The following is a 17,731-nucleotide window of genomic DNA, read 5'->3' on the forward strand; positions in this document are numbered from 1 at the left end:
CAGATACGAGAAAACAGCAACGTCGTTCCTCGCCATCATCCACATCGCTGCCGCAGCAGACTGGATCAAGTCCTAACAGGCCCTAATATTATCATAATCTACACCGCCCATATTTTCGACCGACACAAGATATGTAGATCTCACATGATAAGCTGCCTCGTAACCATACTCCGATATTGATGCAATATGCGATTCAATGGCCAAATTTTCAAAAAATTGGAAATTTATTTCTCCAAACATTTTATTTTCTGAAAAATTCTCATGAACACTTTTAAAGCCCAATTGCTTTAATTTATCTTGAGAGCAAGAGCTTGGTTCACAAAATATAACAGCAGAATATTTTTCCAAATATTTTTTTGCTTTTTCTACTGCATCCTGAGTATTTTCTGCATGTGTTAATTCAAGAGAACAGCATAGAATATCACCTCCTGCACTAATACTCTCTTCATCATTTATCGATACAATATTTACCACCTTATCCTGTAAAAAATTATGGAGTATGTTTTTTATATTTATACCCGAATCAATAATAGTTACAGATAGTTTTTTGGGGTTCATGAGTATACTCCCACTCAATCTCTCGAGATATTATTCCCTTCATATGTAAAATAGAATCAAGAAAATAGGAATACCTTGCTATCATTTTAACAGGGCTCTCAAGATGATGAGGTCATAACAATCACACAACACAGTAACTATTTTATCCATGAAAAACCTATTATTTTACCTTTTAAAAAGCACAATATAGACTTTTCTCATAACTAATTGTACGTTAAATATAATATTTTGGAGGTGTTCATGTTTTTTTTAGATAAGTTTGGAAATTTATCTGGGTGGCAACAAATTTTCAAACAGATACAGGAAGATGACGATCAGTCTGATTGGCTTCTGTTGTCTACTCATAAGTATTTTATATGCTTTGCTGGTGGAGATGACCCTTTCCTTGGCGAATACAATGCAGACAAAAACTACAATTTTGTCTTCACAAAAAAAGGAAACGATCTTTCTGTAAGTCAAAGCACTATAGAAAAATATCCTGATTATGATTTTAGTAAAATTACCATTTCAAAAATAGATCAAAATTTTCATGTTTCATTAAAAATTGGTGATCGCTTTTTAACAGCTTTCCCCAATGGAATAGTGAGACCTGAAGGAAATATCGTTCAAAATTGGGAAACTTTCCGCATTATTCCGTTAAAATATGCGAAACTTATTTCAGATTCTATGGGCAGTTCAGCAGCTTGGGCGACCCAAAATGATATCATACTTGATTGGGTTACCCTACAAGGATGGGGACAAGAAAAAATTGACATTATTGGACAGACATCTGAAAATCCAAGCAATGTAATTACAAATATATTCTCTTCTCCTTATGGCAGACTTGGCAATAATTTAATCCAATATATGAATATTATTCTTATTGGACTATTTTTAAAATCAAAAAACATAAGTTTATTTAAGCTTAGTGGTTTCCCGCTACAAGGAAACTTTCAAATTGCTGATACCAAAATATCTATACAAGAAAATACCGAAACAGATAGCGTTCTCAATTCGCCCACTCCAAAATTAACCGGCAATTTCTATGCAGCCAAAGGGTTTGAAGCTGTTTTCGGGCAAGCTTCGGACCAAACGCTTATGCAATGCGTATCCACAATATCCAAATTGCTTCCTTTAGAAAACAATAGCTGCTCGTTTGATCCTGCTCGCACTCTGCTAATGCACATACGTAGCGGTGATATCTTCACGCCTGAGAGTGGTGTTCATTCTTGGTATGCGCAGCCCCCTGCTGCCTTTTATATTAAAGCTGCACAAGATGCTGAGAAGTTTGGAATAGATAATGTTCTCATCATTACAGAAAACCATTTAAATCCTACGGTAGATTTTCTTGTAGAAGAGTTACCTAAATATGGCTTTAAAGTATCGGTTCAATCTGAATCTATTACTCGGGACTTTTCAGCTCTCCGGCAAGCAAAATACTTAGTTAAATCCAATAGTACGCTCTCAGAAATGGCCGCAATGTTTTCTGACTCCATACGTTATCTATGGTGTTTTGAAAAAATTAGTAGCCAGTTTGGGCAAGGAGATATGGTCGCTTCAATCATAGCTCTTATGCCCCGTATTTTCCGCCTAAAGAAAATGCATTGTATCATTGGCTACGACATTACAAATCGGGCAACACCTATGGGTCTGTGGACAATGACACCGGAGCAATACGCGTTGCTGACAGAACTACCTCCAGAAAATATCAAGCTGAAAAATGCTTATGATCTAGAGTAGTTATATAAAACTCCCCAGGACTATGTAGAAATACAAAGCCCTGGGGATATCACAAAATATTACTTACGAATTGCATCAATGTGCATCAAAAACCAATCGTAAGTTTCTTCAATACCATCTTTTAAGGTAATTTTTGCTTTCCAGCCCATATTATTCAACCGCGAAACATCCAAAAGTTTACGTGGTGTTCCATCCGGCTTTGTCGGGTCTGTTAAAATTTGTCCTTTAAACCCAGTAATTTCCCCCACAAGACTAGCCAACTCTAGAATCGAAATATCACTTCCGGTTCCTACATTAATATGGCTCAACATTGGATGTGTATTTGCCTGATAAACATCTTTGGGTAAATCCAGCACAAACAAGCTGGCTTCTGCCATGTCATCAACATGCAGAAACTCTCTCCGTGGCGAGCCACTTCCCCAAACAACTACTTCTGGAGACTGATTGCGAGTGGCCTCGTGGAACCGCCGGATCAGTGCTGGCATGACATGGGAATTTTCTGGATGAAAATTATCACCCGGTCCATACAAATTGGTCGGCATCACAGAACGATAATCTACGCCATACTGGCGATTATAACTCTCGCACAGTTTGATGCCTGCTATTTTTGCAATAGCATAGGGTTCGTTTGTAGGTTCCAAAACACCAGTCAGAAGCTCAGCTTCTGACATGGGCTGGTGGGCTTCGCGTGGATAAATACATGAAGAACCCAATTGCAGAAGAGATTTTACCCCAACTTGAAAAGCCTGATGAATAACATTGCTTTCAATCATCAGGTTTTCATAGATAAACTCAGCCGGGTAAGTATTATTAGCATGAATACCCCCAACCTTAGCTGCTGCAAGAATAACCGTATCTGGCTTTGCTGTAGACATAAATGCACGTACAGCAGCTTGATCAGTTAAATCCAACTCAGAATGTGTTCGGGTTATAAGCTCAATCTCTTCCCCCGCTTTTTGTCTGAGCTGAAGTTTCTGCAGAATGGCGTTACCCACCATTCCTCTGTGGCCAGCAACATATATCTTACGCATTTATTTATTGTCTTCCACACTGACAGGTAGGTCCAGACCGCGCTCCTTTAACACCACATGTCGATATGCGGCCTTCAGGTCATCAGCAACCATTTCAGAACACATTTCCTGAACAGTGATTTCTGGCACCCAACCCAGCTTTTCTTTTGCTTTTGTCGGATCCCCCAGCAAAGTTTCTACTTCAGCTGGACGGAAGTAACGCGAATCAATTCGCATGATCACGTCACCAACTTTTACTGCTGGTGCTTTATCACCTTTAACTTCAGCAACACGCGCCACTTCATGCACGCCTTCACCGCTGAATTCCAAGGCAATACCCAGTTCTGCCGCTGACCAGATAATAAACTGGCGCACAGAATACTGTACCCCTGTTGCAATTACAAAATCATCTGGCTGCTCTTGTTGGAGCATCATCCATTGCATGCGCACGTAATCTTTTGCATGCCCCCAGTCACGCAGACTGTTGATATTCCCCATGTACAGGCATTTTTCCAGACCAACAGCAATATTGGCCAGCCCACGCGTAATTTTGCGTGTTACAAATGTTTCACCACGACGCGGGCTTTCATGGTTAAACAAAATCCCGTTACAGGCATACATATCGTAAGCCTCACGGTAATTTACGGTAATCCAGTAAGCGTACATTTTAGCCACAGCGTAGGGGCTGCGCGGATGGAAAGGTGTTGTTTCCTTTTGCGGTGTTTCCTGCACCAACCCGTATAGTTCAGATGTAGATGCCTGATAAAAACGCGTTGTTTTACCCAATCCTAGAAAGCGAATGGCTTCTAGCAACCGAAGCGTCCCCATTGCATCCACATCTGTAGAATATTCTGGCATTTCAAAACTCACCGCCACATGAGACTGTGCGCCGAGGTTATAAACCTCATCTGGCTGCACGTCTGACAAAATGCGCGTGAGATTAGAGGTGTCCGTCAAATCCCCATAATGCAGCTTTAGGCGGCTATTCCCAATATGCGGATCCTGATAAATGCCGTCCACTCGGGCTGTATTGAATAAAGAAGCACGGCGCTTGATACCATGTACTTCGTAACCTTTCCCCAGAAGAAATTCAGCAAGATAAGAGCCATCCTGCCCAGTAACACCCGTAATCAAAGCGCGCTTTGTCATATACTCAGTTCCATTAACACAAATACCATTTTGATTAAGGCACTCTAACGCTATAAATGTTTAAAAACCATACGCCAGACCAAAAATTTAATATCAAAAAAAATTTTCCCCTCACCTACAATGCTTTAAAATTATCTATTCACATAAGGCATCCTAATATTATGCAAAATATCATTCAGCATCCTTAGTGGCTGACAATAATGCCCCTAACTCCATCATAAAATTGTTTTTTATTAAAACAAAAATCTAAAAACTCTTAATAATATCTGTACTATATTGTTTTTCTTGATAAGAAAAACCTATGCGCCCCTCTAATGATGGAATCCTAATATGCAGAATGCGCGTGTCAGGCCAGATAGAAACACCTCTACAATCATGTAGGTTATCATGCACTCAAATGATACTCACCTTTAAACCCACTATAATTCAGGTGTAAAATGATTAGAAAAGCAATACTATATTCCATACCATTTATTTTATTTCATTCTTACGCCAATGGCCAAGAAACATTGCACCACAACATAGATAACGCAAACGCCTATTACTTTGGATTTAAAGGTGATGGAAGCCAAAATGATGAATTTGTACTTGATAACATTTATGCAAGCAACGTAAATCACTCAAATATTGAGATTCCTAGATCAGTAAATTGGCCGGGCAGAAATTCAAAATGGGTTCCTCATTTTCCGTTAGGAACAACCAGATTTGTAAATGTTAATGGGTTTGTAATTAATCCAACCAATTTGACCGACCCCGTCTCTAGCATAAACGCCCTGAATTTTGGTGATGGTGTTACAAGTTTCACAGCTGGCACAAACTGGGATGGGCCAAGGCTAAGGTTTTCCAGATCCAATATCAAAAATGATCCAAGTTGGACGCCCATGATCACGTTCGATCAAATGAATGATGGTCCATCAAGAAACCAACAGGGATCCGAAGTGATGCGTATTATGGCCACTTCTACACCCAACAGTTCCGGCAATATGAATGGTTTAAGAACATACCTCCGTTCAAGCGGCCATAATTACGCAGGAAGTTTTGATGTAAACCATTGGAGCAATACGCGTGCGTACGGAACAAATTGGGTGTGGGATAATATTCAGGAATTTGCCATTGTTACCCCTTTTGTATGCCCATCAGATTCCAGCGGAGATGGGGCGATATGCACAGAATATGATGAAAACGAAATAGATTTTGCCGGCGCTGGCCCAGAAAAAGATGTAACTGCATACGACCCATCAAGAGCCGTCAAAAAAATATTTGGCGCAGGTATCAGTTATAACGGAATGCAGCTGAATGATCCCAATTCATCATGGGCTGCAAATAAATCATACAGAATATATCAGATTATCATCGTCAAAGATTCACACAACAAACCCTATATGTTCCAAGCGCTCCCATCATCATGGGTGCCGGGAAGAATGAGCCCCCATAACACGGACAAAACTGGCCCAACAAAACCTCTGTGGACATTTGGCACCGGAGATAAAATTGTTGATGGCAACATAACATGGACAGGTTTAGGACCATTCCGGTTCGATCTTGGCACTGTCTTAAAATTTTCTGGTGCAAATGATCCCGAGAAAGGTTGGGTGACACGCTTCGGGACACTTCTCGAAACAGACACCATCTGGTGTTATAATGCTCTCATTGATTTTTCGACGGCCAAATTTGATCCTTCTCTACCTTACAAAGTCAATATGCGTGTACAGCCAGACACATATTTAGATTTAACTGACAAAGCGACAGCAGCAACACAGAATTTGCATCTCTTAGGCTACTCAAGCTCTGACAATGCTTTGGATTATAAAGTCAAAAAAACAACCGTGCTGTCCGTGTCGGATAACGGTATTATCAAATCAAACGGACTATTGTCCAACGCCATCAAGTCTGCGCCAAGATCCAGCACATCAAGGTGCAGTCCGGGTAATTTTTACGATGATACGCGGTATCATTACTATTGCGTAGCTCCGAACAACTGGAAACGCGTCGCGTGGGATTCAAAGCCTTGGTAATGTAAATAATATGCCGTTTTCCCTCCTTCTGTTTTAAGGGAAAGCGGCATAAAAATAGTATCTCAGAGTGTGCTTTTTTAATTCTGTGCACATTCAGCAGAACATCATCTAGCTTACTGTTATTATTTCTTGTGCGCCCAAAATTCCTGCTATAGCTGATAAATCTCTATTAAAAAATCAACATGATAATAACGTTTTAGAAATACACGACTCTCTTGCTCTGCCAAGAAAAACAACATATCATTTCGGAATAGATACTATATTCACTGACCTACACCTTGAGGGAAAGATTGTCATATGCGCATCCCGAAGCCCATGTGCAAAACTAGGATAAATGTTTTTTGCGCCTTACTCCTTTCTTTCGCATATAGTTCAAGGTGTCTTGCTGCTGATACGGCTCCAGCAATAGATACCGGTGACACAGCATGGATGCTAACCAGCACCGCCTTGGTGCTGATGATGACTATCCCTGGTCTGGCCCTGTTTTATGCGGGCATGGTGCGTAAGAAAAACGTGCTGGCAACGCTTATGCAATCCTTTGCTCTGTGCTGCATTATCTCCATTGTGTGGATGGTAGCTGGATACTCCCTTGCCTTCACTACAGGCACCCCTTGGATTGGCGGCTTTGGCCGCATGTTTCTGAATGGCATTGGCGCCAACATTCACAACGGCGCGGATATTGGTTTCACGCTTGGCGCAGATTCTCCCAACGCCACAACCATGACCATTCCTGAGAGCATCTTCATGATGTTCCAGATGACATTCGCCATCATCACCCCGGCTCTGATCTCTGGTGCATATGCTGAACGCATGAAGTTCAGCGCCATGTGCGTGTTCTCCATCATCTGGTCTCTGATTGTATATGCTCCTATCGCACATTGGGTCTGGAGCCCTATTGGTTGGCTGGGTGGCCTTGGCACGGCAGATTTCGCTGGTGGTACAGTCGTGCATATCAATGCGGGTGTTGCCGGTTTGGTGTGCGCTCTGGTGCTTGGCCGCCGTAAAGGTTACGGGCAGGATGATCTCTCCCCCTTCAACCTGACATATGCCGTTATTGGCGCTTCCCTACTGTGGGTTGGTTGGTTTGGCTTCAACGCTGGTTCTGCTGTGGGCGCTAATGGGCGCGCAGGTATGGCTATGGCTGCCACCCAGATTGCTGCTGCTGGTGCTGGTGTCTCCTGGATGTTGGTTGAATGGCTGCGCTCCGGCAAACCCACTGTACTGGGTGTCATTTCTGGTGCTGTAGGTGGTCTGGTGGCTATTACGCCGGCTGCTGGCTTTGTTCTGCCGGGTAGCGCCCTGATTATCGGTCTGATTACTGGCGTTGTCTGCTACTGGGGCGCCACATCCCTGAAGCACATGATGGGATATGACGATAGCTTGGATGCCTTTGGCGTGCATGGTGTAGGCGGTATTGTTGGCGCCCTGCTAACTGGCCTGTTCGCTTATGGCCCGCTTTCTGCAACGGATTCAAATCCCTCCGGCATTACGGGTTCTGTGCATCAGCTTATTGTTCAGTCAGAAGCTGTGCTCGTCACCATTGTATGGTGTGCGGTTGTGTCCTTCATCATCCTAAAAGTGGTTGATCTGGTTATCGGCCTACGCGTTACACCGGATGAAGAACTGGAAGGTCTGGATATGTCCCTGCATGGGGAACGTATTAACGACTGATCCTTCTGCAAGCACACTTTAATTCCAGCTTTTATACAAAGCCCTCTCCCAGCTATTCGGGAGGGGGTTTTTGTTTTTCTCATAAAAATATCATCACCCATTCATTTCAACGCCACAGTTTGCGATAATATTTTTTGGGAATAAAAAACGGCATCGGGTCGTTTTTTGATTCGTCCCTTTGCATGAGGTTTTATTTTATGAACTTTTCTGCACGTACTGGCTTGGCTGCGTTACTACTTGGTTGCGCAACTGCTCTTTCCGCTCCTAGCGCCCATGCACTGACGGCTAAGGAATGCCACGCAAAATTCAAAGAAGCCAAAGCGGAAAACACGCTTAACGGCCAGACATTTAAAGCATTTAAGGCTGCCAACTGTGATGCCACCACGGCAGAGGCTGCTCCAGCCGCAGCCAACAAACCGACAGAAACCACACCAGAAGCTACCAAACCGGCGGCGCCTACTGCTGTAAGTGCTTCTGGTGCAACCTTTCCTTCTGCGGTCGATCCTCAGTATTCCAAGCTCAGCGCAGGTAAGGCCCGCATGAAAACCTGCCTGGATCAGTACCACACCAACAAATCCAGCAATGCCAATGGCAACATGAAATGGATTCAAAAAGGTGGCGGCTATTACAGCGAATGCAACAAGCGCCTGAAAGGCGAATAATCTAAAAGTTTGAGGCAGGAGAAATCATCTTCTGCCTCTCTTTTTTATATTAACGGCGTACCTGCTGTGCTGGCATCACATACAGAGTATGTGTGCGGTAAGATATCCAGACACGATGCGCGGCAAACCAATCTGATCCTAAAAGCATATCTACAGTATCATGCACGGGGGCAACTGTAAGAACCGGAGATTTTTCCTGTTCCTGCCCAATCTGAAACAAATGAAATTTATGCCAGTGATAAATCTGCTGATGCCCATCTACTCCGGTTGTCATCCCACCCGGATCAGCCGCCAAGGCTTGGCGAGAAACACCAATACGCTCAGCCGCACCAATTGAGACAATGCGAGATCGCGCCCCACTATCCACCAGTGCCTTAAGCTTTGTGCCGTCTAGTGTAACTTCCGCCACCACCCGCTGGCCTGCTGCCTGTAACGGCACTGCCCGATAAATGTAACGCCAGCCTTCTGGGCCATTGCAATCTGCTGAAGTGGCAGACCAGAAAGACAGCGTCCCGCCCGCCACATTAAATTCCACATCATAGCGAGAGAGCAGATCCCCCCCCATAAGGCCCTCTACTTCAGGCTCAGTTTGTGGAACTGCGGGTAATGTATCTACCGGAATGGAAACAGGCCCAAACTCGACATTCTGCGCACGAAAGGATTTTACAATCGCATTGGGTACAATCCGCCCTATTCCCCCAGTGCCCCGCACAACCGTGTGCACGCTTTTATCCCGCTGGGCGGCGAAAAGTGAGGCAGCCTCTGGTGAAATAAGGCTTCCCTCCGAACCTGTATCTACAATCATGCTGACAGCATGCCCATTAACGCTTACAGGAATGTTCAGAAAACCCTGATCATTCCGTAACGCCACACGCGCTACCAGTTTATGGCACCCATCTGCCGCATAAGCTGGAGAAATACCACCAAACGGCACACTGGGCCCGCCACCTATTATTAAGGCGCAAGCAACTATTTGGCGTTTCATGCCAGCTCCCGCGCAAAACGGTCTGTCGCATTCAGCAACGCCGTTAAAATACCGGGCTCGAACAACGCATGGCCTGCGGCGTCAATCAATTGAAAATCGGCTTCCGGCCATGCTTTATGCAAATCCCACGCTGTGCGTACTGGCGTTGCCATATCGTAGCGCCCTTGCACAATCACTGTAGGAATATGGCGAATACGCCCTACATCCTGAATAAGCTGGCCCTCTTCCAACCAGCCCCCATGCACAAAGTAATGGTTTTCAATACGAGAGAAGGCAAGCGCGTAATCAGCCTCATCATGCTGCGTTTCCATTTCTGGGCATGGCAACAAAGTTAAGGTGCGCCCTTCCCACAAACTCCAAGCCCGCGCAGCTTCCAAACGAATGGCGGGATTATCTGATGTCAGACGCTTGCGGTATGCAGCCATCATGTCCCCCCGCTCTGCGGGCGGAATAGGTGCTAGAAAATCTTCCCACTTATCGGGGAAAAGCCAAGAGGCGCCTTCCTGATAATACCACAGCAATTCGGCACGCCGCAGGGTAAAGATACCGCGCAGCATTAGCGCAGTTACGCGGTTCGGATGTGTTTCGGCATAAGCCAGTGCGAGCGTAGAACCCCATGAGCCACCAAATACAGCCCATTTTTCTATCCCGCACATTTCTCTCAGACGCTCAATATCCGCAACCAGATGCCACGTTGTGTTTGCTTCCAACGAAGCATGAGGAAGCGAACGGCCACATCCACGCTGATCAAACAGCACAATACGGTAACGCGCCGGGTCAAACAACCGCCGTTGAGAAGGTGAGCAACCCCCACCTGGGCCACCATGCAAAAATACAACCGGCATACCATCGGGGTTGCCACACTGCTCCCAATAAATCTGATGCCTTTCCCCCGTATCCAGATAACCATGAGCATAGGGTTCGATTTCGGGCCACGGTGCACGCAACGCCTGTATCATGCCGGTGTGTTCCTTATTTTGCATTCTGGGCTCATTGTGCACGCGGATGCGCCCGCGTCCAGACATCCAGCAAGCGGGCCTCATCTGCCAGTGTGTAACGCTGTGTGGTGGAAAGGCTGGCATGCCCAAGCAATTCCTGAATAACACGCAAATCTGCCCCACCTTCCATCAGATGGGTTGCAAAAGAATGGCGCAAAGCATGCGGCGTTACGTAATCTGGCAAGCCAGAAAGATGCCGCCATTCTCGCATGGCTTTTTGGGCTATGGCGGGCTGGAGCCGCTTGCCTCTTATCCCTACAAAAAGCGGTGCATCTGGGGTTGGGGCTGGGTGCCGCCCGCGCCATGCTTCCAGCGCTTGCTGCACAACAGGCAGCACCGGCACAAGCCGCTCCTTGCCGCCTTTACCCAAAATACGCAGCACGTTACTGCTGCGCATTACGTCCAGATCTGCAATATTCAGGTTCAAGGCCTCGGAAATACGCAAACCGCATCCATATAAAAGTAGAAACAACGCCGCATCTCGCTGCTGTTCCATGGGCGTATGTGCCAGATCAGAAATATCTTCTGGAGCCGCCAAGGCCTGATCTTTAGCCAAAGGCCGCGGCAGAGGCTTTTTGGTGCGCGGTGTGCTGAGCAACTGGATAGCCGGGTTTTCCACCCCTTGCCTGCGGGCCAGATACTTAAAGAAAGACCGCACAGCAGAAACACGGCGTGCACGTGTGCGGGTAGCCTGATCTGATGATGTTTTGCGGGCTGTTGGTTTACTGGCCTCGGCTTGCTCATAAGCCAGCCATGCACGAAAATCCCGCAAGCTGATTAAACCCAAGCCGACCATATCTGGCAAACCATCCAGATGGGTGGTCATAAACCCTAAAAAACGAGCCAGATCGCCTTGGTAAGCTTCAATTGTCAGGGGAGATGCCTGCTTTTCTACAGCCATCCACTCCAGAAATTTCTGAACAGCTTCTTCAGCAGTCATGATCTTCCTCTATCGGGCAGAAAGCTTTGTACGCTTTTTCTCCCCTGTTCTTTTCCTGTAGGCAGCATTACAACCAAATCCTGATGGCGCAGAAACCTTTTTCCCATATACCTTTGCAGGATTCTGGCAACTTAACGGCCAGCACTTCTGGCACTACACGCATTTCCGTGCTGCTCCCCATGCCTTTTGCTGGGCCTTTTGATTACCGCGCACCAGTAGATATGGATCTGCAACCCGGTGATATCGTTGTCACCCCCTTAGGTAAGCGGCAGGAAACCGGCGTGGTGTGGGATACAACATCTTCGCTCCCTGCCGATCTGGCCCCACCGGCCACAGAAAAAAAGGTAGATGCGGCCCGCCTGCGTCCGGTTGTCTGTCGGCTGGATCTGCCTCCACTATCCGCTGAATTGCGCCAATTCATAGATTGGGTTGCTGCTTACACCCTCACCCCTCCGGGTATGGTGCTGGCCATGACCTTACGGCTGCATATGCGGGCAGCCCCTATCCCTACTATGGGGTGGGCTTTGGCAGAAAATCCTGATTTGGAGGCTTTACGCCTTACGCCTGCACGCCAAAAAGTGTTGGACCTTCTTGCTGATGGGAACCATCGCACCACCACAGATATTACCAATGCCACAGGTGTAAGTGCTGGTGTAGTGAAGGGACTTGCCAATACAGGCGTGCTGCGCCCTGTTTCCTTGGGGCCAGAACGCCCGTTTGGCCACCCTGATGCACATTATAACCCGCCTATCCTAGAAGGGGAGCAACAGAGCGCAGCTATGGCTCTGCGCCAAACTGTTACGGAAAACCGTTTTTCCGTAACCCTGCTGGAAGGGGTGACTGGCTCTGGTAAAACAGAAATCTATCTGGAAGCCATTGCAGCCTGTCTAGAACAGGGCAAACAAGCCCTTATTCTTCTGCCCGAAATTGCACTTTCCGCCCAATGGATGGAACGTTTTTCCCGACGCTTTGGTGTGCAACCTGCTGTGTGGCACTCCGAAATTGGGCAACGCGCACGTAGGCTCACCTGGCTTGGCGCAGCAGATGGCTCTGCCACTGTGATAGTCGGCGCCCGTTCTGCTTTATTTCTGCCCTTCCATAACCTCGGCCTGATTATTGTAGATGAAGAGCACGAAGCCCTGTTCAAGCAGGAAGAAGGCGTTATCTACAATGCCCGCGATATGGCCGTAGTGCGAGGGCGGCTGGCACGTTTTCCGGTTGTTGTGGTTTCCGCCACGCCCAGCTTGGAAACACTGGCAAATGTAGAAGCTGGCCGGTATCGGCATCTGGTTCTACCCACCCGGCACGGAGGAGCACAACTGCCAGAAACCCGCGTGCTGGATTTGCGCGACCATCCTCCACCCAGAGGGCTTTTTCTCTCACCCGAGCTGGTGGAAGATATTGGCGCCACGCTGGAACGGCAGGAGCAGGTTATGCTGTTTCTCAACCGGCGCGGCTATGCCCCCCTTACCCTTTGCCGATCCTGCGGGCACCGTATGGAGTGCCCGCATTGCACGGCATGGCTGGTGGAACACCGCAACCGCAAGGTGCTTTCCTGCCATTATTGCGATCATACAGAACCTATGCCCCCCGCATGCCCGCAATGTGGATCAGACCACAGCCTGACCGCCATAGGCCCCGGTATTGAGCGGATTACGGAAGAAGCCCGACAGTTGTTCCCCGATGCGCGCTTGCTGGTGATGTCTAGCGATACGCTTGGAGGCCCAGCCGCCACAGCGGAAGCCGTGGCCAAAATCTCGCGCCGGGAAGTGGATCTGATTATCGGAACGCAGATTGTTGCCAAAGGATGGCACTTTCCGCACCTCACTCTTGTTGGGGTAGTGGATGCAGACCTTGGGCTTGGTGGGGCAGACCTACGGGCTGGGGAACGCACCATTCAGCTTTTGCATCAGGTGGCGGGGCGAGCAGGCCGTGCATCCTCACCCGGTCGGGTTATTCTGCAAAGCTATACACCAGAACATCCGGTAATGCAGGCGCTGCTTTCGGGTGATTTTGATGCCTTTATGCAGCAAGAAGCTGCACAGCGTAAGCCGGGTTTTTGGCCCCCTTACGGGCGGTTGGCTGCCTTAATTGTAAGTGCAGATACACCTGTTGCCGCAGATGAAGCCGCAGCCCAACTGGGCCGCACTGCCCCTTATGGAGAAGGCATACAGGTGCTTGGCCCTGCCCCAGCCCCGCTGGCTGTATTACGCGGGCGGCACCGTAGGCGGCTGCTATTGCGCACGCACCGCAATATTGCGGTACAGCCTATCCTGCGCCGCTGGCTAGGCATGGTAAATCTGGCCAGAAACGCCAAAGTGGACGTGGATATAGACCCCGTTTCTTTTCTCTAACGTTTCTGAGCGCTTCGCCTAAAAAATCTTACTTTTTTGCTGTTGCGGTATCGTTTGCAGGCTTAGCGGTGCTTGTCAGCACTGTGGAAATTGTGCTGCGCAGCACCATAACACGCACGTTTGGCGCGATTTCCACTTCCACTTCTTCCGAATCATCCTTGGAACGCTGCACAATACCCACAACGCCACCTGCCGTTACAATCCGGTCTCCACGGCGGAGGGCCTTCAGTTCTGCTTTAAGCTGCTTTTGCTGCTTTTGCTGAGGGCGGATGAGCAAAAAATACATAATCACAAAAACGGCCACAAACGGCAGGAAGGACATCAGGCTAGAGCCCCCACCGGCACCTCCGGCACTCTGGGCATAGGCGGCGGGAATAAGGAAATTGGACATCAAGCAGACTTTCCTGAAAGGCGTGTTGCGAAAACAGAGAAAGTGACCATAATTTTCAATCCTCGTGCGTCAAGCACCTGCGCGGATGAAAACGCCTTCCGCCCGTATTTTATAACCAATATCGGCGACAAACAGGATAGATACCCAGATGGACACACCAACACTCCCTGTTCTGGAACGCATTGCCTCTGCTCTGGAGCGGCTTTCTCCTCCCCCCGCCACGCTGGAAGGCGTGGATAAAGCCGATGCCTTTGTCTGGCTGCCAGAACGTGGGCGCCTTCTGCCTGTTCCGCATGTTGCACACGTGCCGGTTGATCTGCTGCGCGGGGTGGATCTGCAACGCAAGATCCTGATTGAAAATACAGAGCACTTTGCCCGTGGCCTGCCTGCCAACAACGCCATGCTCTGGGGTGCGCGCGGCATGGGTAAATCCTCACTGGTGAAAGGCGCGCATGCCTTGGCCAATCAGGTTGATGGCAAACCGTGTGCCCCCGGTAAAGGCGCTATTGCTCTGATTGAAATCCAGCGTGAAGATCTGGCAACCCTGCCACTGCTGCTCAGCCTGCTGCGGGAAAACCCGCGCCGCTTTATTCTGTTCTGCGATGATCTGTCCTTTGAAAAGGAAGACCGGGATTACAAGGCTCTTAAATCTGTTCTGGATGGTGGTATTGCCGGGCGGCCAGAAAATGTTCTGTTCTATGCAACCTCCAACCGCCGCCACCTGATGCCGCGCGATATGATTGAAAATGAACGCGCAACCGCTATTAATCCCTCCGAAGCCACAGAAGAAAAAGTCTCGCTTTCAGACCGGTTTGGCCTGTGGCTTGGTTTTTATGCTTGTGAACAGGATACGTTTGCAGACATGGTGCGGAGCTATGCGCGTGAACGTAATCTGACCATTGATGATGAGAACCTGATGGCCCGTGCCAATGAGTGGGCGATTACACGCGGAAGCCGCTCTGGACGGGTAGCTTTCCAGTTTATTGAGGACCTGACGGCAGAGCTTGCAGAACATTAATTTCTGTCAGCTATGCGCTCCTGTCTTGCTTCTTGCGTCACGATGAGTTGAGATAGCATTCGCAACAGCGGCATCAAAACGGCGCCGCACAGGTATTCTTTGTGATTTGAGGCGAAATGGATCAGACCGCTCAGACCGATTCCTCCACCCCTGCACTGGCTGTTGAAGCCAGAAAGGGTAAAATAGATCTGCGGCGCGTCAGATCCAATCCAGACTACTGGTACCCTGTTGCATGGTCGCGGGAGCTAAAACCCGGCAAAACCATTGGCACGCGTTATGCTGGCATGCCTATTGCCTTGGTGCGCCCGGATGAAGGCCCTGTATTTGCGCTGGAAGACCGCTGCGCCCACCGGCAGGTGCCGCTTAGCAAAGGCACGGTGGAAGGTGCCTCTGTTAAATGCTGCTATCATGGCTGGGCCTATGGCCGCTCTGGCCGGTGCATTGATGTGCCTTATCTGGGCAAAGGCAAGCTTCCTAACGGGGTGCGTACATTCCCCTGCCGGGAACAGGACGGCATGATCTTTGTTTTCCCCGGTGATCCGGAAAAAGCAGACACCGTGCCCCTGCCTACACATTTGGCACGCGCCAGCAACCCAGCTTACAAAACCCGCTACTTTGGCACCACCATTGGTTGCCACTACAGCTTCATGCATGAAAATCTGATGGATATGAATCATCAGTTCATGCACTCCAAACAAATGGGGCAGATGAAACCCCGTTTTCTGGGCCAAAAGCGTGAGTCAAAGCTGGTGGAAGCCCGTTATAGCTTTGCCCGCACTGGCGGCAAACAGCCTTTTGGTGAAGCGCTGATTTTTGGTGAACGCCGCGATTCTTCGGAAAAATTCCAGCATCGCGATGTCATGACCATTCGTACGGAATATCCGTATCAAACTCTGCGTATCCAAACCGGAGATGAAGACCCGGTAATGGATTTGTGGATTGTTTATGTACCGCAAAGCGCAGATGAGCTGACCAACCGCACCTTTGGCCTGCTGTCCGTTAAACGTCCCAAAATAGGTGGATTGCTGGATATTGCATGGCCTTTCCTTGTTGCCTTTACCAACCGCATTTTTGCCGAAGACCGTGAGATTGTGGAACTGGAGCAAAATGCATGGCGCGAACTGGGCGGTGACCATAACGTAGAGGTTTTTCCCGTTATTAACGCCCTGCGTGAACTTCTGACCGAATGCGGTATTCCCCCAGAACCAGCGCAAACACCTCAACCCAATGCCTGATACTGCCCCGACCGAACTGGAAGCCCCACCCTATCACCTGCGCCCACTTTGCGCGCAGGATGCCCCTGCCCTCCATCATCTGGTGAATGATTGGGAAGTGGTGCGGATGCTCAGCCGCCTGCCTTTTCCCTACCCGCGTGAACTGGCCGATAGCTGGATAGCTTCCACACAGCAGATGCAGCAAAAGGGAGAAGGGTATCATTTTGCCATTCTGGATAAGGATGGCACTTTTATTGGTTGTATTGGCTTGGGTATTCAAACCCCAGCCAATTCTGCACGCATTGGGGTGCTGGGCTATTGGATTGGCCGCCCCTATTGGGGGCAAGGCATTGCAACATGTGCAGCAGCACGCATCACCAGTTGGGCGCTGGCGCATCTGGAAATTTCCTGCATCCGCGCAAATGTAGCGGTTGATAATATTGCCTCTGCCCGCGTACTGGAGCATATCGGTTTTCAGCAAATCGGAACAGACAAACAAGTTTTTGCCTCCCGCGGCAGCGAACAACCTATGCTGGTTTTTGAAACCACGCGCCATATGCAGGATGCACGCCGCGGCTCTGCACCCGCCACCACATCATCAGCCCCCAAAAAGCTGGTTCTGGTTTCCGCCGCAGCACTTATTGATACACAAGGCCATATTTTGCTTGCCCGCCGCCCGGAAGGAAAAAGCATGGCGGGCCTGTGGGAATTTCCGGGTGGCAAAATAGAAGCAGGCGAAACACCAGAAGCCGCTTTGGTGCGCGAACTGCATGAAGAGCTGGGGCTTGATATGTCCCGCGCCTGTTTGGCGCCGTTTACCTTTGCATCCCATTCTTACCCGACATTTAATTTGCTCATGCCGCTTTATGTGTGTCGGCGCTGGCAAGGTACACCTATCCCTAAGGAAGGGCAGAAACTGGCATGGGTTGCGCCGCAAGACCTGCGCAAATACCCTATGCCCGAAGCAGATCTACCATTTATTCCGCTGCTTCAGGCTTTGCTTTAAACATTCAGGAATAGATTGGGCCTTCTCTACAGGCCCTCTGT

General features: G+C 48.5%; 15 protein-coding genes. 8 read left to right on the forward strand and 7 right to left on the reverse strand.

Features of this window, described 5'->3' with window-relative positions; all coding sequences use genetic code 11:
• Positions 1–72 precede the first annotated feature (72 nt).
• The gene (locus FKW19_RS12390; RefSeq protein ID WP_150150540.1) at positions 73–558 is read right to left on the reverse strand and encodes a hypothetical protein; all 486 of its coding nucleotides are present in this window, start codon (positions 556–558) and stop codon (positions 73–75) included.
• Positions 559–798: 240 nt separating this feature from the next.
• On the opposite strand from FKW19_RS12390, the gene FKW19_RS12395 reads away from it, so the two are divergent.
• Entirely contained in the window at positions 799–2,277 is a 1,479-nt protein-coding gene (locus FKW19_RS12395; protein WP_150150541.1) for a hypothetical protein, read from the forward strand.
• Between the two features lie 59 nt (positions 2,278–2,336).
• Here the strand turns inward: FKW19_RS12395 and FKW19_RS12400 are convergent, their stop codons facing one another.
• Together FKW19_RS12400 and gmd are read right to left on the reverse strand one after the other, a co-directional pair.
• Positions 2,337–3,308 (reverse strand): GDP-L-fucose synthase, encoded by a 972-nt coding sequence (locus FKW19_RS12400; protein WP_089179299.1) that lies wholly within the window; start codon positions 3,306–3,308, stop codon positions 2,337–2,339.
• A complete protein-coding gene (gene gmd / locus FKW19_RS12405; protein WP_089179300.1) occupies positions 3,309–4,436 on the reverse strand; it encodes a GDP-mannose 4,6-dehydratase in 1,128 nt (375 codons plus the stop codon). It abuts the gene before it with no gap.
• Between the two features lie 437 nt (positions 4,437–4,873).
• Between gmd and FKW19_RS12410 the strand changes: the two genes are divergently transcribed.
• The 3 genes from FKW19_RS12410 (at position 4,874) to FKW19_RS12420 (ending at position 8,784) form a co-directional block, all read left to right on the forward strand.
• Positions 4,874–6,451 carry a hypothetical protein gene (locus FKW19_RS12410; RefSeq protein WP_089179301.1) on the forward strand — a complete coding sequence of 526 codons (1,578 nt, stop codon included), beginning with the start codon at positions 4,874–4,876 and terminating at the stop codon, positions 6,449–6,451.
• A 297-nt stretch (positions 6,452–6,748) separates the two neighbouring features.
• A complete protein-coding gene (locus FKW19_RS12415) occupies positions 6,749–8,122 on the forward strand; it encodes an ammonium transporter (protein WP_370512890.1) in 1,374 nt (457 codons plus the stop codon).
• A gap of 134 nt (positions 8,123–8,256) precedes the next feature.
• A complete protein-coding gene (locus FKW19_RS12420; protein WP_193561111.1) occupies positions 8,257–8,784 on the forward strand; it encodes a hypothetical protein in 528 nt (175 codons plus the stop codon).
• Between the two features lie 49 nt (positions 8,785–8,833).
• On the opposite strand, the gene FKW19_RS12425 is transcribed toward FKW19_RS12420, so the two are convergent.
• The 3 genes from FKW19_RS12425 to FKW19_RS12435 are packed head-to-tail and all read right to left on the reverse strand — an operon-like array spanning position 8,834 to position 11,707.
• A complete protein-coding gene (locus FKW19_RS12425; RefSeq protein ID WP_116100269.1) occupies positions 8,834–9,769 on the reverse strand; it encodes a pepsin/retropepsin-like aspartic protease family protein in 936 nt (311 codons plus the stop codon).
• Complete coding sequence (pip, locus tag FKW19_RS12430; RefSeq protein WP_089179943.1) at positions 9,766–10,752, reverse strand: prolyl aminopeptidase; 987 nt, start codon at positions 10,750–10,752, stop codon at positions 9,766–9,768. The genes FKW19_RS12425 and pip overlap by 4 nt, the downstream gene beginning before the upstream one ends.
• 7 nt (positions 10,753–10,759) lie before the next feature.
• Entirely contained in the window at positions 10,760–11,707 is a 948-nt protein-coding gene (locus FKW19_RS12435) for a tyrosine recombinase XerC (protein WP_006116425.1), read from the reverse strand.
• Between the two features lie 83 nt (positions 11,708–11,790).
• On the opposite strand from FKW19_RS12435, the gene FKW19_RS12440 reads away from it, so the two are divergent.
• Positions 11,791–14,061: a primosomal protein N' gene (locus tag FKW19_RS12440; RefSeq protein WP_089179303.1), complete on the forward strand. Its 2,271-nt coding sequence runs from the start codon at positions 11,791–11,793 to the stop codon at positions 14,059–14,061.
• A 28-nt stretch (positions 14,062–14,089) separates the two neighbouring features.
• Here FKW19_RS12440 and yajC read toward each other — a convergent pair whose 3' ends face one another.
• Complete coding sequence (yajC, locus tag FKW19_RS12445; protein ID WP_193561110.1) at positions 14,090–14,455, reverse strand: preprotein translocase subunit YajC; 366 nt, start codon at positions 14,453–14,455, stop codon at positions 14,090–14,092.
• Positions 14,456–14,600: 145 nt separating this feature from the next.
• Between yajC and FKW19_RS12450 the strand changes: the two genes are divergently transcribed.
• The 3 genes from FKW19_RS12450 to mutT all read left to right on the forward strand — a co-directional run bounded on the left by FKW19_RS12450 (position 14,601) and on the right by mutT (position 17,690).
• The gene (locus FKW19_RS12450; protein ID WP_006116422.1) at positions 14,601–15,470 is read left to right on the forward strand and encodes an ATP-binding protein; all 870 of its coding nucleotides are present in this window, start codon (positions 14,601–14,603) and stop codon (positions 15,468–15,470) included.
• 116 nt (positions 15,471–15,586) lie between these two features.
• Positions 15,587–16,705 carry an aromatic ring-hydroxylating dioxygenase subunit alpha gene (locus FKW19_RS12455; RefSeq protein ID WP_089179305.1) on the forward strand — a complete coding sequence of 373 codons (1,119 nt, stop codon included), beginning with the start codon at positions 15,587–15,589 and terminating at the stop codon, positions 16,703–16,705.
• Positions 16,698–17,690 carry an 8-oxo-dGTP diphosphatase MutT gene (gene mutT / locus FKW19_RS15970; protein ID WP_089179306.1) on the forward strand — a complete coding sequence of 331 codons (993 nt, stop codon included), beginning with the start codon at positions 16,698–16,700 and terminating at the stop codon, positions 17,688–17,690. The genes FKW19_RS12455 and mutT overlap by 8 nt, the downstream gene beginning before the upstream one ends.
• The last annotated feature ends 41 nt before the right edge of the window (positions 17,691–17,731 follow it).

Source organism: Acetobacter sp. DmW_125128, from assembly GCF_008704325.1.
Lineage (GTDB): Bacteria > Pseudomonadota > Alphaproteobacteria > Acetobacterales > Acetobacteraceae > Acetobacter > Acetobacter oryzifermentans.